Raw genomic sequence first — 25,001 nt, 5'->3', positions numbered from 1 at the left:
CCAAACTTAATTGCCCATCCAGGGCAGCATAAATGTGATTGTGAGCGGCAAATTACGCGCCGCCCGTCGGGGCTACAGAGCTATCCTCCTGCACGGCGCCCTCGTCGGACGCTGCGCCTTGCTGGTCGATCTGTTCGATGAGCAAATCGATATAACGCTCCAGCATTTCGAGGACGCGGGTTGGTACGTTCTGGCCATAGCGGTCCGCCAGCATGGCCAGCACCGCCTCCCGAATCGCCTGTTCGAGATCATCAACGGAAATGGCGCCCTGTCGATAGATATCGATCAGGCCCAGCATGTCCTGGTCGAGCAGGATTTCGCGCATGACGACGTCCACCTGCAGCACCAGCGGGGCATCGGTCCGCGAAATTTCGCTTTCGGGATCGAAGGCATAGACGTCCGCATCGGGCCGTGTCGGCGCCAGGAACGTGGAGGCGAGCGGCATCAATGCGCTCGGCTCGATTTCGCTGGGACGCATCAGCACGCCGGCCGAGGCCCGCAGCTGGTTGCTGGAGATCAGTTCCTTGGTCTCGAGACCGAGATAGTTGAACTTAATGACCTTGCCATTGTGGATAAGGATGCTGCCCGAGGTGCCCATCATGAAGTCCTCTATTGTATTGCCATAGAGGAAGTCGCCGGCGCCGGGCGTTCCGAAGTTGAAGAAGCCCGAAATGATGATGTCGAGGCCCGGCCCGCCGTCGATGATGTCGTCGCCGCCATCGAACGGGAAGCGGGTTTCGAGCAATTCCCAGCCATTGTGGTAATTGATGTAGATCGCCGCATCGCCGGCGATCAGGTCCTGTCCCGTACCGCCATTGATGATGTCGTTGCCATCGCCGCCGATGATGATATCGCGCCCTGGCCCGCCATTCAGACGATCATGACCAAAGGCCCAGTTCTCGTTCGATTCTGCCGACATCAGACGGTCGAAGGCTGCGACACCCGGTTGGCTGGAGGCGGAGATGAAGGCAAAGACACCCCAGTCGCCGAACAGCAGGTCGTTGGCGTTTCCGCCCTCGATCGTGTCGTTGCCGCGCCCACCGATGGAAATCGAATTGCCGTCGGCCGTCATTCCTGATCCGAAGGTCGGATCGTAGTTGGAATAGATGAGATCATCACCGAAGCTCTCGATGGCATCGAGGACGATCGTGTGCAGGTCGAAGCGACCGCGCCAGGTGAAGCTGGCATAATCGCCCACCATCACATTGGCATCGCCGCCACCGGAGATGCGGTCATTGCCCCAGCCGCCGATCACGATGTCATTGCCCTCGCCGCCGGCGATGAGGTCATGGCCGCCATGGTCCGGGGACTGCGTGGTGAGGCTGGAATTGACGAAGTCGACGATCGCCCAGTCACCGACCAGGATGTCGTTGCCGGCACCGCCATCGATGCGATCATCGTCCTGCCCGCCCATGACGACGTCGTCGCCTGCGCCGGTGTCGATGATGTCCTTTCCACCCAGGATCGTGGCCAGTCCCTGCGCATAAAGGCGCTCGATGCGATCGTTGTTGACGCCGTAGCGCACCTGACCATTGTCACCGATGACCAGGTTGCCGCCGTCTCCAAGGGTTATGGTGTCATCGCCCAGGCCTCCGACGACCACATTGCGGCCATTGCCCAGCCGGATCGTGTCATTACCGCCCTGGTCGAAGGCGATGGACTGGCCCTGGCGCGTACCGCCCAAGCCGACATTGTCGATCTCGCCACTGTCGCCAAAGACCCAATGGTCGCCATTGCCGCCTTCGATCACGTCCGAGCCGAAGCCGCCGAAGATAAAGCTGAGGCCGCCACCGCCATAGATGGTGTCGTCGCCACCGCGATCGGTGGACAGCGACGCCAGGGCCATGGCCTCATAGCGCAGCGTACGGCCGGTTTCGTTGGCCGCCAGCGAATGCATGCCGGCAATGGCAGCCGTTACGCGTCCGAAGTCACCAAAGGCGATGAGGCGCCCGGCCTCGTCGATGCCCGCCGCGCCGCCGGCGATGATGTCGCTGCCACCGCCGCCAAAGACGATATCGTCGCCCCGCCCGGCGATGATCTCGTCGTTCCAGGTGTCGTCGCCGCTGATCGGTTCGTTGGCAACGACCTCGATATCGGCCTGGCCGGTTGCAGCATTCTTGTAGAGAAGGACATTGCCCAGGTCGCCCAGGATGATGTCGAGCCCGGTGCCGGTGGAAATGCGATCTGCTCCGCCACCGCCAAAGACGATGTTGTTGCCGTTGCCGCCGGCAATGACGTCATTGCCAAACAGGGTAGCACTGTTGCCTGTCTGGCCAGCAAGCGGATTGTTCAACGCATTGTGGTCGGTGCTCAGCGTCACGCCCTGCCGGCCGGTATGGTTCAGCATATAGGTGCCGGTGTCGCCGAAGATGATGTCGTCGCCATCGCCGGACGAGATCGTGTCGTTACCGGCGCCGCCGAAGATCACGTCATTGCCCGCGCCGGTCTGGATGACGTCGTCATCGCCGGCGTCGAACACGGTGGTCATGATGCTGGGGGCACGCAGGGCGCCCTGCAGGTCGCCGTAATCGGCGAAGATGTAATTGCCCTGCACGGCGCTTGTGGATGGCGCGCCATAAAGGTGACCGGTGGAGATGAAATCACCATAGGTCTGACGGGAGCCGCCGGCCACGATGATGGACGTGTTGATGCCCGAATAGATGGTATCGGCGTCGTCCTCACTGCCTTTGAGCGAAACGAGGCGCGTCACCCCTTCGAAGAGATTGGTCGACGTCAGTTCCGCATGGTCGCCGATCAGCACGTTGCGGCCATTGCCGCCCGAGATCAGGTCCTGACCGCCGCCACCGATGACCACGTCGGCCAGGGCTCCGCCCTGGATAATGTCGTTCCCCTGCTCGCTCGCGTCGATGAACAGCGATTTGGCCGACAGAATGGTGGCCGTGCCCGAAAGCGAAATCTCTGCGAAATCACCGATCAGCACGTTGGAGCCACCGACGCCTTCCAGCCAGTCCTCGCCTCCACCACCGATCAGGATGTTGTTGCCATTGCTGCCATAGAGGCGGTCATTGCCGTCGGCACCCAGCACCGAAGTGATGGTGAAGACGCCTATGGGATTAAAGCCCGGGGCGCGGTCGATGATGGTTCCATTGGCAGTAGCAATGGCAATGTCGCCGCCGGCCAGAATGTCGCTGCCGGTGCCGGAAAGCAGGACGTCGTCGCCGTCGCCACCGATGAGCACGTTACGCCCACCGCCATTGCCCACGAGGATGTCGTCGCCGCCATTGCCCTCGATCCAGTCATTGCCGTCATCGAGCAGCAGGGTGCGGACGAGTTCCGCAAAGGCCGCCCGCTCGCTCACCGAAAGATGGGGGAGGGCAGCGGCATATTCGGCGCTGGTGGTGGTCGCGTCATAGCGGCCCCAGCCCATGATCGTGTCGTTGCCTTCGCTGCCGATGATCAGGTCTGCGCCGGCGCCGCCTTCGATCCAGTTATTGCCACTGCCCCGGACCTCGATGCGATCGTCGCCCGCACCGCCGAAGATGATGTTGTTGCCGCCCTCGCTCGTGATGATGTCATTGCCGCGACCGGCGAAGATGATGTCGTTGCCCGTGCCGGTGCGGATGACACTGTTTCCGGCATCCGCCCGGGTCTGGCTGTCGGCGGTATAGGTCAGCATGGCACGGTCGATCTTCTGACGCACCTCGGCCATGTTGGGCGTACCGCCCTGGTATTTGGCCTGTACCCATTCCGCCAGTTCGACACGCTCGCCGCGGTCTCCGACGATGTCTAGAGCCGTCGCGACGACGATCATGTTGGCCGTGGACCCGCTCATGTCGATGGTGGCGCCGCCACGAGAAAGGATCAGCAGATCCTGGTTGGATGTGGTGGGCACCCGGTCCCGCACGGCCGCATTGCTGGTGGGCGCGGTACTGGTGGGCATGGCCTGGGCGTTCAGTGACGTTGCCGGCGCATTGGGGGCCAGACCGCCACCAAAGAAGGCGCCGAAGCCCATCAGGCCAAAGGCCGAGAAGTTCATCATGCTGCCGACGCCGCCATAAAGGACCTGGTCGTTGCCCGCACCGGTGGAGATGATACCGGAAGAATTGCCCACGATGATGGTGTCATCGCCGTCACCGGTGACGATCTGGAAGGCAATGGAGGACGAGAGCCCCGAAACGTCGATGACGTTGTTGCCCTGCCCGGCATAGATCAGCACCGTGCTGCCGCCGACGAGGCCGGCATCGCGGCCATTGATGTAGACGCGGTTGCCGTTGAACTCGATGACGTCATTGCCGTCCACGGCATTGCCGCCGACCTGCTTGCCGGCGGTCGCGCCCATGTTGAGCGTGGTGACGCCGCCGCTCGTATCCATGAAATTGGGATTGGCGGTAAAATCGCGTCCGAAACTGGTTGAGAAGTCGATGATGTTCCAGTTCCAGCTGCCGCCGACAGAGAAGAAGAACAGGTCGAGCTTGAAATAGACGTTGAAGTCCAGGCCAAGCTTGATCTCGCCTTCGAAGAGATCCAGCACACTGTACTTATCGATGACCCAGATCAGCTCGCCGAAGCGAAGCTTGCCGTCGTCATTGGGGTCGTTCATCGAGATTTCGAGCGAGAAATAGCCGCTAAGGCCGAGGCCCGCCTTGATGATCCCCAGGTTGATGCCGATACCGACATTGAAGCTGGCGTCGAGTTCGAGAAGCGGCCGGTTGGCGTCCAGATACATGCCGTCGAGAATGTCGAGCGCGTTGCCGTTACCCAGGAACTGGGCAATGCCATAGAGGTCGTAGCCCACGGTGAGGCCGGCGCCGGCGTGCACATAGAAGCTGGCGGTGAAGCCGCCGAAAAGCACGTCGATGACCTTGCCGGGCAGGAAGCTCACTGCCGATTTCACCGCCGCCGCGAGGTCGATGTTCAGAGTGAAATCGAGCAGGGTGATGTCGATCTCGAACAGCTCGACATCGGCCAGATTACCGGTGATGAGGTTCAGGACGTTCGATACGTCGTTGAAGATCAGCAGGTTGAAGCCGATGCCCGGCTTGTTGTTGGTGATTGCGCCGCTCATTTCAAGCGAGCTGGACTGGGTGGCACCCGAGCCGGGGCGCAGGTTGGCCATCGCCTTGGAGCTGCTGGTGTCGACCACGCCCGTGGCCGAAGCCGGTGACAACAGCGAGAACGAGCCGAAATAGACGGTGGCTTCGGGTCCGAGACTCTCGATGAAATTGATGACGCTGGTGACCGTATCGACGGCCTCGAAGATGAACAGGGCTGCCGGGTTCACATAGCGAACCGCCTGATAGATCAGCTCATAGATCGTGAAGTCGCCGATACCGGTCGTCTTCATGAACTGGACCATGGCGGCGATGGGCGAGATATATTCGTTGATCTGGAGGAGAACGGGCATGACGTTCTCGGCCAGGAAGTCGCCGGCATAGAGCCCGACATCCTGGAATTCGAGCCGCTGCATTTCCAGCTCGCCGCCGATCTCGTAGCGGGCATCGAACACGAAGTCCGCCAGGGCGCTCGGCAGTTCGTTGATCGGGTTGCCGGTGACCGGATTGACCACGCTGGTGGTCAGGTGCATGTCGACATGCACCTCGAACACGCCGGAAATCGACACCATCCGCGTCCCCTCGCCCGAGGCGGATTTGGCGGTGCTCAATTCGTTGAGGCGGACGATCTTCTCGTAGCCATTGTCGCGGCCATAGGTCGACACTTCATCGTCAAACAGCGCGCGATCCAGCGTCTTGCCCAGGGATGTAAAGAGATCGATCTCGATCCTGCCGCCGATCACGGCGCCGCGAATATCGCCGCCGAAGCCATGTCCCTGGATCTGGTTGGCGGTCAGCGCCATGCCGACAAGACCGAGCGAGGCGGACGCCGTGAAGTCGTCGGACGTCTTGACCAGCGCCTGGATGACGATTTCGGCGTTGTCCGTATCGTTGAGGAAGAAGAAGCCGTTCTTGTCGATACCGAAGGCAATGTTGATGTCGGCGACGATCTCGAACATCAGCGCCGAATTCTGCCCCACATCGAGATGGAGGCCGGGGATGCCCAGGTTGAAGCCGACATCGAGGGCGGCCTGGAAAATGGTGAAGCCATCGAGGAATATCTCGGCGACGATGGACGGATTGTCCATGTCTTCGGTGAGCACGGCGCGGATGACGTCCTGCTCGATCCCGAACAGCGACTTGAGCGCGCCGTTCACCACCCGCTCGATGAGGTCGATGGTGGTGGGCATGGTCCCGTCGGGATTGGGCGTGTTCGCCGCTTCCTGAATGGGGTTGAGGATGGCATAGGCGATGTCGTTGAACACCGTCAGGCCCTGCGTCATGGCATCGCCGACGATCGGCAGGTTCATGGCGCGGATCACCGAGCGCAGCGTCTTGTCGAGCGAGCTCAGGATCATGTCGAGCCCGTTGGTCAACAGGATCGGGTCGTTGATGATGGCCCAGGGATTGAGGTTCTCCAGCATTTCGGAGAACGAGGGCAAAACGATATCGACCGTCAGGAAGTCGCCGACCGAAAGGTCGGGATCGGCAATGGCAACCAGCGCTCCGGTGGCGTTGGCAAAGCTGCCATTGGCCACGAACAGGTCGCCGGAAATGGCGATGCGGGCGTCGTCGACAGCTTGTAGCAGACCCAGGCTGTCCTCAAGCGGCAGCACGATTTCGAGTGCTGCCTTGGCATCGAAAGTGAAGAGATCGGAAAGGCCAACCGGCGCCGTGCCGGTGAACATGTCACCGATGGCGCCGAAATAGACGCGGCCATCATCGGCATCGCCGTAGGAGAGATAGGAGTCCGCCCCGTCGTTGATCCCGAAACGCACATAGGCGTCGCCGCCCGCGCCATCGCCGATCAGCACGCGGCCATCGACCACCGCGACGGAAAGCGGGCCGAGCGCCAGCTTCATATTGAGCCCGTCGGTCACCCCGGCGATGAAATCGAAGGCAATGCCCGTCCCGCCCAGCTGGACGCCGTTGACCACGATGTCGCGGGTCACAATGAAAGCGCTGACGCCATTGTCGTCGAGCCGCGCCTCGAGCGCCTTGCCCTGCACTTCCATCGTGCCGGTGGCCACCGAACCGGCGGCGGCCTCAAAGCCCAGGGCACGCGCCAGGTTGGACCCACCAAGATCCGACACGCTGATGGTTGAGGTCTGCCCGGTGAGCGACCCCGTCAGGGTGAGATCGATCTGGTCCTTGCCAATGGTCTGGGCGAAATTGGTCGCCGACAAGGTCAGGGCGTTGTTGGCATCGATGCCAAACGAGAGGAGCTTGTCGAGCTTGATATTGGACGGCAGGCCCAGTCCAAGATCGGCGCGCGAGACCAGCTTGGATGCCAGGGCGGCTTGCAGGGCAGCGACGAGTCCTGCGGCATCGCGGCCGGCCTGCGCGGCGACGGCGATTTCGATTGGGTTGGAACCGTTGATGATGACGCCGAACTTGTAGGCTGCGGCAGCATCGACCGAGTCCAGCACGGCGCCTGTGAAGGTGCCCGCGTCGCCATTCACATCCGCCTCGACGGCGATTACCGTTCCAAACAGAGTACTGGCGCCGGCAAAATCGACTGGCGTTACGACGACGTCGACAAAGCCGATACTCTCGATGACGAGGCCCGCCATGCCGAAATCGGCGAGGGCACGGTTATTGGCATCGATCATCAGGCGAACCGGGTTGCCGTTGGCATCCTTGCCGACGATCTCGATACCGATCTGGTTGGCCTGGCCGGCGCTGGCAAGGCCGGCATGGATCAGGGCAACGGCTTCGCCAACGGTGCTGGCGCTGTCGAGCTCGACCTTGACGTCGATATATTGCGGGGCTCCGGCGCCGGTGCGGACCAGCGAGATCAGCATGTCGCGACCATTATGGCCGGAATTGGCGGTGTTGTAGCTCAGCTGGGAAATACCGCTCATGGCGGCAAGAGCCGTGGCGGTGGTGACGGCCCCGACATTGGTCCCCATGACGCTGGAAAGATCGACACCGAAGGTCAGGTCGAACCCGAGCGAGGCGTCGAGCACGATGCGGCCGTCGCCGGTCACATTGCCCAGCGAGGACGCCACGGACAGAAGATTGGCGATGGCGCTGTCCGAGCCCACCATGTCACCCAGCAATTCGGCAAGATCGAGCTGGAAATCGTAATTGAGTGGCGCGTCGAGGAAGCTGAGACCCAGGGACACGTAGAAGACGCTGTTGGTGCCGTCCCAGACCAGCTTGAGATCATTGCTGCCCAGTCCGAATGCCGAGGCCAGCGAGGCCGAAATCTCGGAAAGGCCGCCATTGGGATTGTTCTTGAAGGCCTGCAACTCGCCGGCGAGATCCTTGGCGAAGTTCATCGCATCGAGCAGGCTGATGCCCAGGACCGGGATGTCGGCGCCCAGAAATGCCAGATCGCCCGCAAGGCCATTGAGCAGCTGATCGACGAGGATCAGGGAATTGTAGAGCGTGTCGACAAAATCGTTCGTACCAAGGCCCGCTATCAGGCCCACGACCGGGCTGTCGATATCGAGCCGCCAGTCCGTCGGCTTGAACACATCGTGCAGTGACGCCGTGAGGCTACGCACGGCATCATTCTCGATGCCGATATTGACCCCGGAAATGCCGACACGGATGGCATTGAGTTCGATCAGCGCGAAAGCGTCCCCATTGCCGGTGTCTACCGTGCCGACAAGGTCGAACGTGCCGATCAGGCTGGCAATGCCGGCAGCGCTGTTGGACTGCGCCATCAGGTTGGCGAAGGTCACGCGGTTCGAATAATCGCCTTCAGCGTCCTGGCCGATCAGGCCGGCGATCAAACGGCCGCCCACCGCGATCTGGTTGACGCCATCGCCGCCCAGTTCGACCTCGACGATGCCGAGGCGACCCTTGCCGGTAATGTCCTCTGCCAGAGCGGACACTTCGGCAGCGAAGCTGACATTTTCGAGGAAGATGAAGTCGGAGACCTTGGCGTCCGCATTGCCCATGGCGCCATAGAGACCCTTAAGGTCGGCGCCGATGGCAAAGCCCAGCGAGAACTTGGCGGCCAGTGCGAAGGCAGCCTGAACGTCGAGCTCGGCCAGCGGGCCCAGATTGGCCGCAAGGGCCGCCTCGAAGGCGGTTTCGACCGCAAAGGCGATATTGGGCAGGCGCAGGATCACTTCACCCGACTGGATATCGATGTCGAGTGCAGCGCCGGGAACGACGGCGCCCAGTTCCTGATTGATATAGGCCTGAAGGACTTCGACGCTGGTGGCCACGGACGCCTTGGCGCCTGCAATGGCGAAGCTGAAGGCGGTTTCGGTAACGCTCGTGCCAGTCTTGGCATAGGCGCTGGCCGCCGCTGCATCGTCCACCGCAAAGTCGATGCCACCCGCGCCGCTCAGGCTCGCGCTCATGGTGATGCCGGCGGCATTGAAGAAGGCGTTGAGCTGGTCGACGAGCCCCGCAGCCGTCCATGCCCCGCCCTCGGGCGACAGGGTCAGCGTCTTGTAGGACACGACCTCCTGGCTGCCATCGGCATAGGTGACGGTGCGCTCGAGATCGAGGTTGAACTGGAACAGCGCCATCCATCCGGTATCGATCAGCCCGGTCAGGCTGGTGCCGGACAGCGGCGTTCCGCTGCGCGCGGTGTCGTTTGCCGCAGCAACACCGAGCAAAGCCAGGGTCGAGGCTGCGCCGCCAAGGCTGAAGCCTGTCAGCCCGGCACCGCGCATCTCGATATCACCCCTGACTTCGGCGATGGACAGGAAGGCCGAGAGTTTCTTGCCGGCCCCAAGTTCAGAAGCATCGATAGCAGCGATCGCCGCCTTGAGCGCATTGGCGTAGTCGCGGACGCTGGCAAAGCCATTTTCCGGGACATTGACCGAGATTGTATACGTATGGCTGAGCGAACCGGCGACCGCGTTGAGTGTGAAGGCCAGAGCCTCGCCGCCCTTTTCAGCAAAGACGCGGCCCGTATCCGCGTCGGCAACGATGCCTTCGATCATCAGCCGGCCATTGACCGCCGTGTCGGTGCCCGCGGTCAGGCCAAGCGCGCCGATATCGACTTCCATCGGCTTGAGCAACAGGCTGGCAATGGTCTGATACACATTGCTCAGGGCCGAGAGGTTGAAGCCGTCGAGCAGGGGAAAATCGACGTTGAAGATATCGGCGTCGAAAAGCACGTCGAGACCCGAGGCCGCGCTGGCCAGCGCGTTCATCAACGCCGAGCCGTCAAGACGGGTCATGCCCAGGACAGTATCGGTGAAGGCATCGAGCCGGGCCTGGTTTTCGGCGCTGGGCACGATCTGAGTGCCACCGGCATCGAACGCCTTGACCTGGGCATCGGCCGCGACGGTCAGCGTAGAGGAACTGCCGACCAGACCGAATTGTCCATCCACCCTGAAGGTGCTCGGAATGGTGTCGGTCAGGTCCGAGAAGATCGCGTCGACGCCCCAATCGAGCGCGGCCGTGAAGTCGATGCTGGCGAAACGATACTCGGCAGCCGTGTCGAAGGCGACGGCATTTGCGCTGCCGGCTTCGGTGATCATCAGGTTGAGGAAGTCGCCGGGGCCGGTATTGAGATGCACGCCGAAATCGATGGTGCTGAAACTGAGCGTCACCGGCCCGCCGAAATCGATGTCGAACTTGGCCAGATCGATTGCCGTCACGGCGGCGCTGAACATGCCAGCGGTGAAATTGAGGTCGTCCAGGAAGGCGGCGTTAACCGCCCCGCCGAAACTGAGCGCCGAGGTGTCGAAATTGGCGAGCGTCAGCGCCGTGGTGAAATTGCCGCCGCCCGCATTTGTGGTCTGGGCCGACAGATCGAAGCTGAACGTCGTATCACCCAGGTCCGCCAGCATGCCGGCCCAGTTGGTGACCGTGTCGCCGGAGAGACCCAGGCTGTCGAACAGCGAGGCAAAATCGACCAGCATCTGCCCGAAATCGACGGTGACCGCCACATTGGCACCCGCCTGGGCGAAGGCCACCAATGTATTGCCGCCCGAGACCACATTGGTAAGCGAAAGCGTGGTGTCGATCGTCGTGACGCTGCCGGCGATCTGCCCGGCAATGGTCTCGATGAAAGTGCCGCGCAACTGGCTGGCCAGCGCATCGCGCTGGGCGTCGTTGAAGAAGTCGGGACCCGCGCCCGATGGTGCGCTTCCAGCCGTCGAGGACAGGCTGATCGCCTGGTCTTCGGCACTGGCCAGGATCGAACTGAAGGTCGAGGTGGCGCTGAAAAGGGTTTCGAGATTGATCTGGTCGACGGCAGCATCGATGACGCTGTAGACGCCGTCGCGCTGGCTGGTGGACAGGCTCGCGAAATAGCTGCTGGTCGCGTCCCGGAACTCCAGCTTCATCTGCGCGACGACTGCATTCATGGCCGCGTTGATGTCGCTCGAAAGGCCCGCCAGAATGCTGTCCGCAACGGCGTCGCCCAGCGACTTGATCGCGGCGAATGCGTCATCGACGGCGCTGCCGCTCTTGCTCTCATAGGGATTGGCACCGGCAGACTCGAAGATGTCCGCGGCACTACCGAGCGCGCTGCTCAGCTGGTTGGTCAAGAGGCCCGAAAAAGCCGCGAACTGGTCCGACAGCTGGCTGGTCATGTCCAAAAGGTCGGTCAGGGCACCGGTGGCATTGGAGCCGAGCTGGGCATTGAAATAGGCATCCAGTCCCAGGTCGAGGGTGGCATCCATCATGATGCGCGGTTCGAGCGGCATGATGCCGATCGCGCTCGCGTCGAGCGCCGGGGCTGCTTTCACGGCTGCGGTCTCAGGCATGGCCGAGGGACCGAAAGACTGCAAATCCTGCTTCTTGCCTTTGCCGATCATTTTCGGACTACCCCTTAGCAATACGCTTGAGGCGCTGACGGAATGCCGTCATCGCCCTGCAACTCGATCGCCGGAGAACCTCCGGCGGGATACTGATTGAGACCGGCGACCATCACGAGGTTTCCTCGCGTGGGATCTGGCAGGACTGGCCCGGCAGGATTGCGCCCGCTGCATTGTCCAGCTCGAGCAGCACACCGACGACGCCGGTGCCTGCATCCGATACGGTATTGATCGTCCGCACATCCGCTGCGAGCACTGCAGGCTCGGGCAGTTGTACGGCCAGGTTCACCGCCTCGCCCGGTGTCCAGCGTGCGTAGCTTTGGGCCCTGGCAAAGACTTCGACCCGGAGGCGATCGGTGACGGCGAGTTCGAGCAGGGGTTCGGCCCCCGCCGCCTCACCCACCGAAACCAGCCTTTGCACGACCACGGCATCTGCCGGCGCCACGATCTGCGTCTGGGCGTGGGCGGCCTTGGCACGCGCCAGTTCGAGACTGGCCTGAAGGGCGGCGTTCTGTGCCTGGCGCAGTTCGACGACGGCCAGTTCATAAGTGCCACGAATGCGATCCCAGTCGTCGCCGGTCAGTTGCTGGCGCTCGAACAGAGCCCTGTTGCGCTCGTAACCGCTCTGGGCGATCTGAAGCCGAATTTCGGCCAGCTCGACCCCGGAAGCGTCGTTGGCGCGGGCCTGCATCAGCTCGAGATAGGAGCGTTGGATACTGTCATCGAGCTGGATCAGAAGGTCGCCGGCCGCGATCTTATCGCCCCGGTCCACGAAGATTTCCCGCACGAGCCCTTCGGACGGGGCGGCGACCGAAATGCTTTCCCAGGGCAGGACCAGACAACTGACCACATCGGAGGCCATCGGCTGAGCGCGCACCGATGTCACTCCGGCAGCAGCGAAGACCAGCATCAGGGCAGCCGAGCGCACAGCATTCCGCTTCCGCTGAATTGCCCTGACCTCACATCGGCTGGCTGGGGGATACACCTGGCATATCCCTAGATATTGGTGCCCGAGAAAACCTGCACGTCCGCTTCGCTCAATGCGCCCGTCAGGTGCTTTATCTGCACCCATTCGCGCAGCAACTGGAACTGGGCCTGCTGGCGCTGGCGCATATAGCTGGCCAGGTCCAAGCGGGCCTGAAGGCCGTCATCCACTGTGCCCGCCGCGTCGGCGACGCGCTGGTTGACCAGCGAGATCAGCTCGGAACCCTTGCGAATGGTCTGGCTGTCGCGCTGGATGCGCAAACGGGCGGCCAGATAGTTCGAATAGGACATAGCTACGGCGGACTTGGTTTCGCTGGCGACCATGGCCAGTTCGGCCGAGATCTGCTGGTTGCGCGCTACCGCCGTGGTAAATTGGTAGCCCTGGCCACCGGCATTGAAGATCGGCACGCTGAGCTGCAGGCCCACCACGGTCTGGACGGTCTCCGAACCGCCGCCAAACTGGCTGCCGCCGCGGTTTTCGTATTCGTGGCTTGCGAAGCTGTCGAGCGTGGGGCCGAAATCCTTGGCGACGGCGCGCCGCGTCTCGTCGTCGAAGGCGTCTACTTCGTATTTCTTGGCGATGTAGCGCGGGTTGTTGCTGAGGGCCAAATCGATAAGCCCCTCCACATCCTCGATCGGCAAGGTAAGATTGGCCATGGCAATATGGCCGCGCACGGTGCCGACCTTGGTGCCGGTGAGCTCCTCGATGCGGATCATCACGCTTTTCTGCCGGGCTTCCTGAACGCCGAGCTGCGCCTGTGCGTCGCTGAGCTCCTGCTCGAAGCCGAGAGCCATCTCCGCGCTGCCATTTCCGGCGGACTGCCGCGCGCGTTCGTTGCTGGTGCGGGATTGGAGCAGGCTCACCCGCTGGCGATATTCATCGATGATGGCATTGGCTTCTGCCAGGTCGATATAGGCAATCATCAGGTCGCGGATGAATGTCTGCGCGGCCCCGACATATTCCACGTAGCTCTTGCGCTGCTGGCTGTCGGTCTTGCGATAGTTGAAGACGTTCTCAAGGTTGATGATGGGCATGCGGCCCTCGATCGCCACATTGGTAGTTCCGTACTCGGCAGTCCCCTGCTGGAACACCTGGTTGTCCGAGTTCAGGATGTTCTGGAAGGTATAGGATCGCGTCGCCTTGCCGGTGAGCGCCGGAAAGAAGCGCAGGGCCGCATTGCTCAGTTCTGCATCCGCCACCGCCACACGCGAGCGAGCGACGCGGATCTGCGGATTGAAGTCGACCCCGTTTGCATAGAGCTCGCCGAGCGAGGCGGAGGCCAGCGTGGCTCGGGTGGGCGCCGCGTCGACGGCTGCTGGCGTTGCCGGCATGCCTGCCGCCATCTGCGCGGCCTGATTGTTCGCCGAGGCGGCCCAGGCGCTCACATCGGCGCTGACCTGCTTGCCGCCCAGCCCCCCTGTGCTCGCGCAACCGACCGTGACTGCCGAAAGGCATGCCAGGCGCACCAGATTTGCCAGAGTGATCATTGTTGCGACGAGCCTAAAGAGAGCATGAGACGACCATGCCCTTTTCCCGTCAAAAGAGTTAACAAGTGGTTAACCCTCCACGGTCTTCTTCAAAAATTTTAGATGTGACAGAGATTTATAGCTCTGAGAAACGCCAACAACTGGCAAGGCCAAGTAAATGGCAGCCAGTGATAGGAAAGGCGAGCCGGGTTGCGCCGGCTCGCCGTCATTGGATCAGAACTTGAACTTCAGTCCTGCGGTGGCGCGATGGCTGACGCTTGTCGAGGTCAGTTGCGCGCCGTAGTCGAACGAGATGGTCAGACCCGCACGTTCGATATCCAGACCGACGCCGATATCGGCCATCGTCGCACCCGGATCGTTGCCGAGGGTAGTGAATGGCGCAGAGCCACCCACCGTGCCAGACAGCGAGGTGCCCGAGCCGCCCAGACGCTGCGTAAGCGCCAGCTGGGCGCGGGGGCTCACCGCGAAATCGCCCATGTCGAAGTTACCGGAGAATTCCAGCCCGACCGTGGCGAAGGTCTGGCCCGTCGAACCGGCATTGGCCGAGTAGGCCAGCGGGCTGGTCGAGGTTTCCGAGAAGGCGGAATTGCCGGTCTGGATATGGGACAGGGCAGCGAAGGGGCGCACGACATAATCGCCCACTTCGATGGCATAGCCCACGCCGATCGAGCCGCTGAAGACGTTGAGGTCCATCGTGCCGGACGCCGCCGTCGCGGTGCCGCCGATGTTGATCTCACGGGTGCCGGCGATGCGGGCATTGGTATAGCCCAGCACGGCCGAAACGTCCCAGCCATTGCCGGCCCAGCCGGACGTCAGCCCGACGCCGTTGGTCGCGACGCTCGAGGAGGAATTGAGGCTGTTCACGCCGACCTGACCGTTCTCGTGCAGGAAGTAGAGACCGCCATAGGCAATGCCCTCGCCGAGCTGGAACGGCACGCGGATTTCGCCGCTGACGCCGCCGGTCCGCAGCGTTGCGGCTTCGGTCGCGGTTCCGTTGTATTCGGCATACGCTCCCGTGACGTCCACGCGCACCGTGTTGGCAAGCACGCACTGGGCCATGTCGACCGAAGCGCCCTGACGATCCTGACACTGCAGCAGGCTATTCCTGCCGCTGGTGCGCGACACCACGGTCTGCAGGGCGCGGTTGGACACCAGCGAGGCCGAGGTCGCATAGACTTCCCCGCTCATCGATGCCAGCGCCGTGCGAACCTGCGACCGCGTCAGCAGACCCATCAGACGCTCATATTCGAGCGCCAGTGGCGTGCCGGCCGTCGGCGACAGGCCATCGAGGGCACGGGCAACGGCCAGCTGGTTTTCGGTGAGAGCCTGCGACGAGAAGCCGTTGGCATTGCGGTTGAGGGTGATGACGAGGTCGTTGCCGGTATCGCCGGTAAGCGTATAGACCGGATTGTAGAAGGCCAGGTCGTTGCGCAGCGAAGCGAAGTCGCCAACGATGGCGTCTGCGCCGTCATTGTGGATGACGGTGTAGCTGTAGGTGGGGGCAATGAAGCCCGTACCGAAGGGCAGAAGGCGCAGTTCGCCGCCCAGGGTCACGAGACCATTGACGAAGATGCGGTCCGAAACGCCATTGGAGGCGATTTCGATTTCCAGCGTCCCGCCGTTGAGGACGGTGTAATTGCCGTTGACGGTCACGTCGCCCGGAGAATTGCCCGGCTTGTGCAGGGCGCCGGTGTTGATGGTCACATCGCCGTTGAACTGGCCCGAACCATAAAGCGTGCTGCCGGTGCCCGACACCGTGGTCGCACCGTTGACGGTACCGTTGCCCACGAAGGTCGAGCCATTGTTGACAGAAACGCCACCGGTGATCGTGCCGCTATCGGTCAGGTTCAGCACACCCTGCTGGACGGCAAAGCCGCCGGCATTGGTATTGTTGCCCTGCAGCACCATAGTGCCGTCGCCCGACTTTTCGAGAGTGCCGGCACCACTGAAAGCGCCCTGGAAGACCACCTGGGTGTTCTGGCCGATCTGCACCACACCGTCGGTACCGGTGCCGGTGGCATTGACGGTGAAATTGCCGATAATCGCCGCACCGCCCGAATTGAGCGCCAGCGTGCCGCCATTGAAGACCGGATTGACCTCGTTGTTGTTGACCTGGTCGATCGTATAGCCGTCGGGATTGGCAGTATCGATATCGGGAATGGACGGGCCGCCGCCGAGATTGCCACTGTCAACCACGCTATCCTGGGTCAGCGGGGCAGCCCCGGTGCCGTTGAGCGTGCCGTTGGAGAAATAGATACGATAGCCGGCCAGCGAAAACTCACCGGCCAGTGCTTCTACCGTCCAGGACAGGGGATTGCTTGTGTTGACGTCGGCGCGGCCCTTTTCCATTGCGGCGGAGCCAAGAGCGGCAAGATTGACCGAAAGATAGCTCGCCGAGCCGGTCACGCCGCAGAAACTATAGGCGCAGTTGGCGTCTGCATCGTAGGCGATCGTGGTGACCAGGCTTCCAGCGGTTGTGGGGACCGTAAACTTGAGGACGTCGCCTGCGCTCCACGCCCACCAGTTCGTATTCGCGGTGTTCGCGCCATCCGGAACGCTTGAATTGGGGGAAAAATCAAAAGTGATGTTGCCGGAACCGTTCGCGCTTTCCATCCGTTCCTGGTCGATACGAATGCCCTGCCCGGCCTGGATCCAGGTCGGCGTGTTGTTCGTATTCTGCGTGAACAGGTGGCCCGCATAGGCTGGAGCAGCGCCAAGGGCGGCTGCGCCCACGCTCATCAGCAATCCAAGCCGTCCGACGCGGCGTGTCAAATTCTTCACGACTCAAAAGCCCCCGAGTGATTCCCACCTTTCAGTCTGTGATGGACACGGGGCGTGGGTGTCAACGCACAAGTTGCGATTGCGTGAAATCACTTATTTTGCGAGATGCCAGAAGTTTACGAATGGTTAACGATTGGTAGCAATTCCGGCGGCCGTCCTCAGGGCCAACGCCTGGATCGTCAGCGACGGCGATTCCCCGCCTCCTGAACTGGGGAAAATGCTGGCATCCGCGATGTAGAGATTTCGCCAGCGATGCGCGCGCCCGAGCCTGTCCACCACGCTGGTCTGGGGGTCGTCGCCCATGCGGCAGGTGCCAAAGACATGGGTGCTGGAAAACATGTCATAGCTGCTCAATTGCTCGAACACTGCGCCCGCGCCGGCATAGGCCAGAATGGATCGGCAGGTGCGGGCCATGAAGGCGATGCGCGCTATGGCTTCCGAATCGAGAAAACTGTGTATCAGCGGCTTGGGCAAGCCGTGGCGGTCCAACGCGGTGGACAAGGTCACCTTCGATTGCTCGTGCGGCACGCTTTCGCACAGTCCGGCCACCGACAGGACATGACCGAATGTCGCCCGCATGGCCTGCTTGTGCTGGCGTCCCCAGCCGGGCACGACCCGGGTCGCATAATTGATCGGGCCCACCAGATCGCTCTCGGCCTGGGCCGGGCTGAAGCGGAAGCCTCCCGGAATGCCTTCGACGGCATCGGGCGCGTTGAGGCTCCAGGAAATCATGTCCACAGGCTGGCCACGATGGCTGCCCAGGCTTTCCGGATGCAATGCGCTGCTGGTCCAGGAAATGGTTTCCATGAAATTGCGGCCGACCTCGCCGGATTCGTTGGCCAGACCATCGGGGGCATGGGCATTGGCCGAGTTGAGCAGCAGGCGGGGCGAGTGCACGGCTCCAGCAGCCAGGATGATGATCGGCGCGCCTGCACGCACCAGCTGGCCATTCTCGCTCGCCACGACGCCGGTGACGGTGTCATCGGGCCCGGCTTCAAGCGTCAACACGTCGCAATTGCTGCGAATGGTGCAGCGGCCGGTGGCCAGAGCGTGGCGCAGGAAGGTGACGTCGACAGAGCCCTTGTCGCCCAGGGGGCACCCTCTGAGGCAGCCATTGCAGCCATTGCAGGGCGGCCTGTCATCATAGGGTGCGGAGAGAATGGCCAGGGCATTTGGCTCGCAGGCCAGGCCTGCCTTTTCGAACCCGCGCCGCAGGATCGAGCTGGCATGGCTCAGCCGATGATCGGGCAAGGGATAGGGCGCCGAGCGCCACCTCGAGCTTTCCGCGCGACCGGCGACACCGATCACGGTCTCGGCCTCCAGATAATACGGCTCCAGCTCGGCATAATCGATCGGCCAGTCTGCACCGATGCCGGTCCGACTGAAAAGCTGGAAGGCCTCCGGGTGCAGGCGATGCGCCTCGCCGGTAAAATGCAGCGTACTGCCCCCTACCCCGCGCACATGGTGGTAGCCCATCGAAATGCGCTGCTCGCTCGGATTCCACAATCCGGAAATGTGGTTCCACGACCGCAGATCGGCAAGGTCGGCATCCAGCGGCTGGAGCGGGGCCACAGCATAGCTGGCATGTGGCGGGTCCTTGTCGGGGAAGGGCTGCTCCCAATCCTGGCGATCCATCCGGTAATCGGCCAGGTAGTCGTAATGCGGCCCGGCCTCCAGTATCGTGACCGTGAGCCCGGCGCGCGTCAGGGCATAGGCCGCCGCGCCGCCTCCGGCACCCGAACCGATGATCAGGACGTCGCTCATGCGGAGCGCTTGGGTGGCAGGTGGACGTCCTGGTACCCGAGAGGTTGGGGCGGCATCGACATCATCGGTCCCCATGCCGCCTGCTGGCCATAGTAGAGCCGCAGGATGTCCTGCCGCAGGAAGTCGGCAAAGACACGCGCTAAAGTCTGCGGTTCGGACGTAAAGGCAGAGCGGACAATGACCAGCTGGTCCGCCTCGTCGAGGCCGGCAAAGGACGTTCCCCCGAGGCGCTGCGCCTCCTGGTTCAGCCAGGCCGTCCCCTGGGCCAGCAGGGCCGGATAGTTTTCGCGATCCCTTGTCTGCTCGATCAAGAGCAGGTGCACATTCAAATCCCCGGCCGAAGGCGTTTCGTCTGCGGGCACGATCACGTCAGCGAAGGCCTTGAGCGTGCTGATCATCTCCGACCCGGCGTCACTTGCCCCGTCCTGGGCTGACGCGGATGTCGAAAGGCTGAACAGACCGGCAAGGGCGCCCAGGAACAGCCGCCGCGACATCTGCAATTGGGCAAGGGCACGACCCAGGGTTCGATGCGCCCGCGACGCTCGCTCAGTGAATCCACGCATCCACAAACCTCTGGACAGCCAGTTTTCGAGTTCGCATAAGGGCCATGCAGCGTCAACCATTGCCTTGTGGTTCGCGCGCCTAAAGGGAGACCATGGCATGATTTTTCGCAAGACCGGCAGCTTAATCGCGCCCTGGTGCCTGGCGTTAGCCCTTGCAGCGACGAGCGCTTCGTCTGCTCATGAAAACCATGCTGAAGGCGTTGCCGACGATCACGCGCACCCTGTCGGTCAAACTGCCGTGCCGCAAAGCCCGGTGTCGGGCGACAATGCTGCGGGTGTGCATGCGATGCAGGCAGGAAACCCGCAAGGCGCTCGCGATATCTGGCTCCAGCTTGCCGAGCAGGGCGACGCGGTTGCGCAGAGCAATCTGGGCGGGCTCTATCTCACTTCGGCGCTGGGCGCGCCCAATTACGAAGAGGCTGTGCGTTGGTTCCGCATGGCCGCCGAAAAGGACAATGTCTCCGCTCTCGTCAGCCTAGGTCATCTTTATCGCGTCGGGGTCAACCAGGCCATTCCCATGGATCGTGCCGGCGCCATTGAATATTTCCGCCGCGCCGATGCTCAGGGCAGTTCCGAAGCCGCCTATTTCTTCGGCGAACTGACCTTGCAGAACCAGTCATCCGTGACCGCACCAGACGGCGTTAACGCCATCCGGCGCTCCGCTGAAGCCGGCTTCCCCCCCGCCATGCACCGCATCGGCACCTTCCTGCAATCGGGCACCTACACGACCAAGGATATCGAGAAGGCCATCACCTGGTATGAGGGGGCTGCCCAGGCCGGTTATGCGGAAAGCCGCTATCAGCTGGGCGAAGTCTACATGAACGGCGATACCGGCACGTTCGACATGGCTGCCGCCCTCGAGCAATTCGAACTGGCCGTCCCCGGCGACAATATCGAGGCCTTGTTGGCTTCCGGGTTCCTGATGGCGAACGGTCTGGCCGGGCCCGCAGACCCGGAAACCGCCGCCAAGCGCTTCCAGCGCGCTGCCGAACTCTGGAACTACCGCGCCATGTATCAGCTGGGCATGCTTTACTTTGCCGGCAACGGGGTCCCCAAGGACCTCGTGGAGGCCCATAAATGGTTCAATCTGGCGGCCAGCGGCGGGCATGCGGAGGCCCATTACATGCGCAGCGCCATGGCCGCACAGCTGAGCCAGGAAGACCTCGACAGAGCGCAAGCGGCGGCGCAGACATGGTTCGACGACAACCATGACACGCCCCACACCCATGACAGCCTCGAGCCGCACAGCCACTGATCCCGGGGGCAGCGCCATCCAAAACAAAACTGCCGCCGGAAGCACATCCGGCGGCGGCTTTACTTTGCGAGACAGCCTTGTCTCTAGAGGCGCGCGCCCGTGGCCCCGAAGACATGGGCGGCCTCGGGGCGCAGGCCCAGGGCAATGTCCGCTCCCAGCGCGAATGAACCCTGCCCCGGCAAGGCTGCGGTCATTTCCGTGCCGTCGCGCAGGGCGACACGCACGATGGTCTCGTTGCCGAGGCGCTCAATGAGCTGCACCTGACCCTGGAAGGCGCCATTGTCCTCTGCCACCATGTCATGGGGGCGGATGCCGAGCGTGATCTGGTCTCCAACGGCAAGGCCGGGACGCGCCGGCAGGGCAAGCGGCGCGGTCAGTGCCGGCGACGACGCCACAAGACCTGTCGCGTCGCTGCCCTCGACCCGGGCGGACAGCAGGTTCATCTTCGGCGCGCCGATAAAGCCGGCCACGAAGAGATTGGCGGGATTATTGTACAGTTCGAGCGGGCTGCCGACCTGCTGGATCACACCGCCGTCGAGCACGACGATCTTGTCGGCCAGCGTCATGGCTTCGACCTGATCGTGGGTGACGTAGATCATGGTTGCATCGAGATCGTGATGCAGCCGGGCCAGCTCCATGCGCATGTCGCCGCGCAAGGCCGCATCGAGATTGGAGAGCGGCTCGTCGAAGAGGAAAACATCGGGCTGGCGCACAATGGCCCGCCCGATAGCCACGCGCTGGCGCTGGCCGCCGGAAAGCTGGGCCGGACGACGGTCGAGCAGATGCTCCATCTGCAGCACCTTGGCTGCCTCGCGGATTTTCTGGTCCCGCACGGCCTTGGGCGTACCGGCCAGCTTCAGCCCGAAGCCGACATTGTCGTAGACGCTCATATGCGGATAGAGCGCATAGGACTGGAACACCATGGCGACGCCGCGGTCGCGCGGCTCGACATCGTTGACGACGCGGTCGCCGATACTGATCTGGCCGTCGGTGATGTCCTCGAGCCCGGCGATCATACGCAACAGCGTGGACTTGCCGCAGCCCGAGGGGCCGACGAACACCACGAATTCGCCATGGGCGATGTCGAGATCGACGCCCTTGATGACCGGCACGTCGCCATAAGTCTTGTGAACCGAGCGGAGGGTAAGCCCTGCCATGGAAAGTCTCCGATTTAGCCCTTGACCGCGCCCTGCATGAGGGCGGCGACGAACTGGCGCTGGAAGAGGAGGAAGAGTGCAATCGTGGGCGCGAGGATCAGCAGCGCCCCGGCGCACAACAAGGGAATGTCGGTGCCCCACTGGCCCTGGAAGGCGCCCAGGGCACCGGCCATGGTGCGCTGCATGGGGTCCTGCACGAGCACGACCGGAAGCAGGAACTGGTTCCAGGTCCAGAGGAAGAGCAGGATGGTCAGCGACATGATCGCCGGCCGCGCCAGGGGCACCTGCACCATCCAGAATTCCTTCCAGCGCGTCGCGCCGTCCAGCTGCGCGGCCTCGGTCAGGTCATGCGGCACATTGAGAAAATGGGCGCGCATCCAATAGACGCCGAACGGCATGTAGAGCCCGATCAGCGGCAGGATGATCGCGAAGCGCGTATTGAGCAGACCCAGGGCCCGCACTTCGTAATAGAGCGGGGTGATCACCGCCTCGAAGGGAAGCGTCAGGCCGAAGACGAAGATCAGGTAGAGCCACTTGTATTTGTTGGTGGTGAGCTTGGCGAGGCCATAGCCGGCCATGGTGGCGATCAGCACCGAGATGGGCACCACGCCGAGCACGATCAGCGTGCTCGAGAGCAGCAGCTGATCCATCCGGGCCACTTCGAAGGCCCGCACGAAATTGCCCCATTGCGGCTCGGCCGGCCATTGCAGGCCGTTCGGATAGGTGCCCTGTGGTGCCAGCGCGGCTGACAGCATGGACAGGAAGGGCAGCAGCGTGACGATCATCAGCAGAATGATCAATCCGCGCGCCACCAGCGTATTGGGGAGAGCGGTCTTCATTTCTTTTCCCGTGCGAACCACTGGATCGGCGTGATCGAGATCAGCACCAGGACCATGAGGACGATGGCCAGCGCAGAGGCGAGACCAACCTGGCGATGGGCGAAAGCGAGCCGATAAATCTCAAGCCCCGGAACGGTCGTGGTGATGCCCGGCCCGCCCAGGGTCGAGATATAGACGATGTCGAAGCTGGCCAGGGCCGAGATGACGGTCAGCGTCACGCAGACCGCGATTTCCTGGCGCAGGCCCGGCAGGGTGATATAGCGGAATTCATGCCACGGCCGCGCGCCATCGAGCCGGGCGGCCTCGTAAAGGCTGGGATCGATCTTGGTAATGCCGGTGACCAGCAGCATGGTGCACAGGCCGAGCAGCACCCAGGCGCCGATAATGCCGACGGCGGGCAAGGCCCAGACGAAATCACCCAGCCAGCCACGGGCCCAATCGGACATGCCGATGGCGCGCAGACCCTGATTGACCACGCCGGTGGAGGCAAACATCCAGCTCCAGGCGATGCCGGCGGCAACCAGCGGAATGACCTGGGGGAGGAAGAGGATGGTGCGCGTCGCGGTGCCGAACGGGCCGGCCATATGGCCGCGAATGACCGAAGCCACCGCCAGTCCCAGCACCACCGGAATGATGGTGAAATAGCCCACGAGCTGGAAAGCGTTGCCGATGATCTGCAGCAGCTTGGGATCGGTCAGCACAGTGATGTAATTGGTGAGCCCATGGAAACGAGCCTCGCCGATCCCGTCCCAGCGGAGGAAGGAATAATAGAAGCTCATGGCCAGGGGCACGAGCACGAAGGCCGCATAGGCAATGGCTGCGGGCGCTATGAAAAGCCAGGCCGTCATCCTGGTCTTGCGGCTCCCCCTTGCAGGGGGGAGCCTTTTTTGGTGCCGCGGCGCGGCGGGAATGGACGTCATTTCAGTTTTCACCGGTCATTTGTTCTATCCCTGCCAGCCCTTTGGTCGTCATGGCCCGTCCTGTACGGGTCTCCATCCTCCGCGAGCGATGGACCACCCGGACCAGCCGGGTGGTGACGAGGGTGCTGCGGCAGCTTTGCCGGCTTAGCGGGAAAGCTGGGTCTCGTATTCGCGCTGCACGGCTTCGAGCAGGCCTGCCGCATCCTGCTGGCCGCCGACCATCTTCTGCAGTTCCGGCGTCCAGCCGGCGGCAAAAATAGCGCCGGTGGCATTGGCGATGAAGTCCATGGCGCCATTGTCCTGGGCCAGGGTCGCGCCAGCAGCCAGCGAGGCTTCGGTCACCGAGCCGGGCTCGACGGCGGGCATGGCCAGATCGGTCGGGCCGCCGGGATTGGACCCACCGACTTCCACGTTGATCTTGCGCGCTTCCTCGTTGCGGGCAACCCAATCGAGGAAGAAGGCGGCGCATTCGGGATTGGCGGCATTGGCGCTGATGCCGAAGGTCAGCGGCGATGACATGGAAGCGTGGCGTCCGCCCTCTTCCAGGCTCGGCATGATGAAGAAGCCGAACTTGTCCTTGGCGTTGGTATCGAGATTGCCAGATTCCCAGTCGCCGTTGAACATGAACAGACCTTCACCGCCGATATAGCGGCTCATCATCTGGAAATATTCGATGGCATTGGCATCGGAGGGGAAATAGCCGGCCTCGATCCAGCCCTGCAGATGCTCGGCGGCTTCCAGGTTGTCGGGCGTATTGATGGTGGCGCCGTCCTTCTGGAAGATCCAGTCATTGATCGGCTCGGGTGCACCATAGGCGCCCATCAGGTTCTGCAGCGGGAAGGCGAAGCCGCCGGTACCCTTGTTCCACTGCATGATCGGCTGGATGCCCGCTTCCTTGGCCTTGGCCATGGCCGCATCGAGTTCGGCCAAGGTGGTCGGCGCTTCGGTCATGCCGATCTGGGCCGCCAGTTCCTTGTTATAGAACACGCCGGTCATCGAATAATTGATGCCCATGCCATAGAGCGAGCCGGTGCCGCGCGGGCGTCCGCCTTCCTCGACCCGCAGCTGCACCAGCTGGCCCTCGGGGAACTGGTCCCAACCAAGGGCAACAAAGTCCTCGTCGAGATTGCGCAGCAGGTTGTTGGCGACCAGGTCGGTGATCGAGGGCACGCGGATCAGGTCCGGAGCATTGGGCTCGGACAGAATGCGCGGAGAGTTCTCCATCATGTTGGCGAACTGGTCTTCCTTGATGTCGAAGGTGACATTGGGGAATTGGCGGGTAAATTCCTCGGCCAGGCGCGTGGGCAGCGGGAAGCCGGTTTCGAAATAGGAATTGAGCACGACCGGATCGGTGCCGCAGCTGGGTGCGGCCAGGGCGGTGCCGGCGGTTGCGGCCACCGACAGGGTGAGCGCAGCGATGCGAAGTGCGTGGCGGGACTGATTTCTCAAAACGACCTCCTCCAGGATGAGATGCAGTGGATATTTCCGTCTGCTAAAT

The 25,001-nt window shown here is 62.6% G+C and carries 11 protein-coding genes; 1 reads left to right on the top strand and 10 read right to left on the bottom strand.

Going from position 1 to position 25,001, the window contains the following annotated elements:
- Positions 1 to 52 precede the first annotated feature (52 nt).
- The 6 genes from VE26_RS00510 to VE26_RS00485 form a co-directional block, all read right to left on the bottom strand.
- Positions 53 to 11,752 carry a beta strand repeat-containing protein gene (locus VE26_RS00510; RefSeq protein WP_046103304.1) on the bottom strand — a complete coding sequence of 3,900 codons (11,700 nt, stop codon included), beginning with the start codon at positions 11,750 to 11,752 and terminating at the stop codon, positions 53 to 55.
- A gap of 112 nt (positions 11,753 to 11,864) precedes the next feature.
- Positions 11,865 to 12,680: an efflux RND transporter periplasmic adaptor subunit gene (locus VE26_RS00505; protein ID WP_046103303.1), complete on the bottom strand. Its 816-nt coding sequence runs from the start codon at positions 12,678 to 12,680 to the stop codon at positions 11,865 to 11,867.
- A gap of 68 nt (positions 12,681 to 12,748) precedes the next feature.
- Positions 12,749 to 14,224, bottom strand: coding sequence for a TolC family protein (locus VE26_RS00500; protein WP_046103302.1), 1,476 nt, complete (start codon positions 14,222 to 14,224; stop codon positions 12,749 to 12,751).
- A 213-nt stretch (positions 14,225 to 14,437) separates the two neighbouring features.
- Positions 14,438 to 16,963 carry an autotransporter outer membrane beta-barrel domain-containing protein gene (locus tag VE26_RS00495; RefSeq protein ID WP_046103301.1) on the bottom strand — a complete coding sequence of 842 codons (2,526 nt, stop codon included), beginning with the start codon at positions 16,961 to 16,963 and terminating at the stop codon, positions 14,438 to 14,440.
- Between the two features lie 168 nt (positions 16,964 to 17,131).
- The gene (locus tag VE26_RS00490) at positions 17,132 to 18,769 is read right to left on the bottom strand and encodes a GMC family oxidoreductase (RefSeq protein WP_046103300.1); all 1,638 of its coding nucleotides are present in this window, start codon (positions 18,767 to 18,769) and stop codon (positions 17,132 to 17,134) included.
- Positions 18,766 to 19,332, bottom strand: a complete 567-nt coding sequence (locus VE26_RS00485) for a gluconate 2-dehydrogenase subunit 3 family protein (RefSeq protein ID WP_160297764.1) — start codon at positions 19,330 to 19,332, stop codon at positions 18,766 to 18,768. Before VE26_RS00485 ends, VE26_RS00490 begins: the two co-directional genes overlap by 4 nt.
- Positions 19,333 to 19,429: 97 nt before the next feature.
- Here VE26_RS00485 and VE26_RS00480 point away from each other — a divergent pair, with 97 nt between their 5' ends.
- Positions 19,430 to 20,587, top strand: a complete 1,158-nt coding sequence (locus VE26_RS00480; protein ID WP_046103298.1) for an SEL1-like repeat protein — start codon at positions 19,430 to 19,432, stop codon at positions 20,585 to 20,587.
- 83 nt (positions 20,588 to 20,670) lie between these two features.
- On the opposite strand, the gene VE26_RS00475 is transcribed toward VE26_RS00480, so the two are convergent.
- From VE26_RS00475 to VE26_RS00460, 4 genes are all read right to left on the bottom strand, one after another.
- The gene (locus VE26_RS00475) at positions 20,671 to 21,744 is read right to left on the bottom strand and encodes an ABC transporter ATP-binding protein (RefSeq protein WP_046103297.1); all 1,074 of its coding nucleotides are present in this window, start codon (positions 21,742 to 21,744) and stop codon (positions 20,671 to 20,673) included.
- A gap of 14 nt (positions 21,745 to 21,758) precedes the next feature.
- Positions 21,759 to 22,583: a carbohydrate ABC transporter permease gene (locus VE26_RS00470; RefSeq protein WP_046103296.1), complete on the bottom strand. Its 825-nt coding sequence runs from the start codon at positions 22,581 to 22,583 to the stop codon at positions 21,759 to 21,761.
- Positions 22,580 to 23,431 carry a carbohydrate ABC transporter permease gene (locus VE26_RS00465; protein WP_046103295.1) on the bottom strand — a complete coding sequence of 284 codons (852 nt, stop codon included), beginning with the start codon at positions 23,429 to 23,431 and terminating at the stop codon, positions 22,580 to 22,582. The genes VE26_RS00470 and VE26_RS00465 overlap by 4 nt, the downstream gene beginning before the upstream one ends.
- A 216-nt stretch (positions 23,432 to 23,647) precedes the next feature.
- Positions 23,648 to 24,952 (bottom strand): ABC transporter substrate-binding protein, encoded by a 1,305-nt coding sequence (locus VE26_RS00460; protein WP_200897198.1) that lies wholly within the window; start codon positions 24,950 to 24,952, stop codon positions 23,648 to 23,650.
- Positions 24,953 to 25,001: the final 49 nt, after the last annotated feature.

This window comes from Devosia chinhatensis (assembly GCF_000969445.1).
Classification (GTDB): domain Bacteria; phylum Pseudomonadota; class Alphaproteobacteria; order Rhizobiales; family Devosiaceae; genus Devosia; species Devosia chinhatensis.
The sequence above is the reverse complement of the archived record's forward strand: the minus strand, read 5'-3'. Positions and strand labels throughout refer to the sequence as shown.

Coding starts and splice junctions, on each gene's coding strand:
- VE26_RS00510 (WP_046103304.1), bottom strand. CDS start 11,752: ATGATCGGCAAAGGCAAGAAGCAGGATTTGCAGTCTTTCGGTCCCTCG.
- VE26_RS00500 (WP_046103302.1), bottom strand. CDS start 14,224: ATGATCACTCTGGCAAATCTGGTGCGCCTGGCATGCCTTTCGGCAGTC.
- VE26_RS00495 (WP_046103301.1), bottom strand. CDS start 16,963: ATGAGCGTGGGCGCAGCCGCCCTTGGCGCTGCTCCAGCCTATGCGGGC.
- VE26_RS00490 (WP_046103300.1), bottom strand. CDS start 18,769: ATGAGCGACGTCCTGATCATCGGTTCGGGTGCCGGAGGCGGCGCGGCG.
- VE26_RS00485 (WP_160297764.1), bottom strand. CDS start 19,332: ATGCGTGGATTCACTGAGCGAGCGTCGCGGGCGCATCGAACCCTGGGT.
- VE26_RS00480 (WP_046103298.1), top strand. CDS start 19,430: ATGATTTTTCGCAAGACCGGCAGCTTAATCGCGCCCTGGTGCCTGGCG.
- VE26_RS00475 (WP_046103297.1), bottom strand. CDS start 21,744: ATGGCAGGGCTTACCCTCCGCTCGGTTCACAAGACTTATGGCGACGTG.
- VE26_RS00470 (WP_046103296.1), bottom strand. CDS start 22,583: ATGAAGACCGCTCTCCCCAATACGCTGGTGGCGCGCGGATTGATCATT.
- VE26_RS00465 (WP_046103295.1), bottom strand. CDS start 23,431: ATGACGGCCTGGCTTTTCATAGCGCCCGCAGCCATTGCCTATGCGGCC.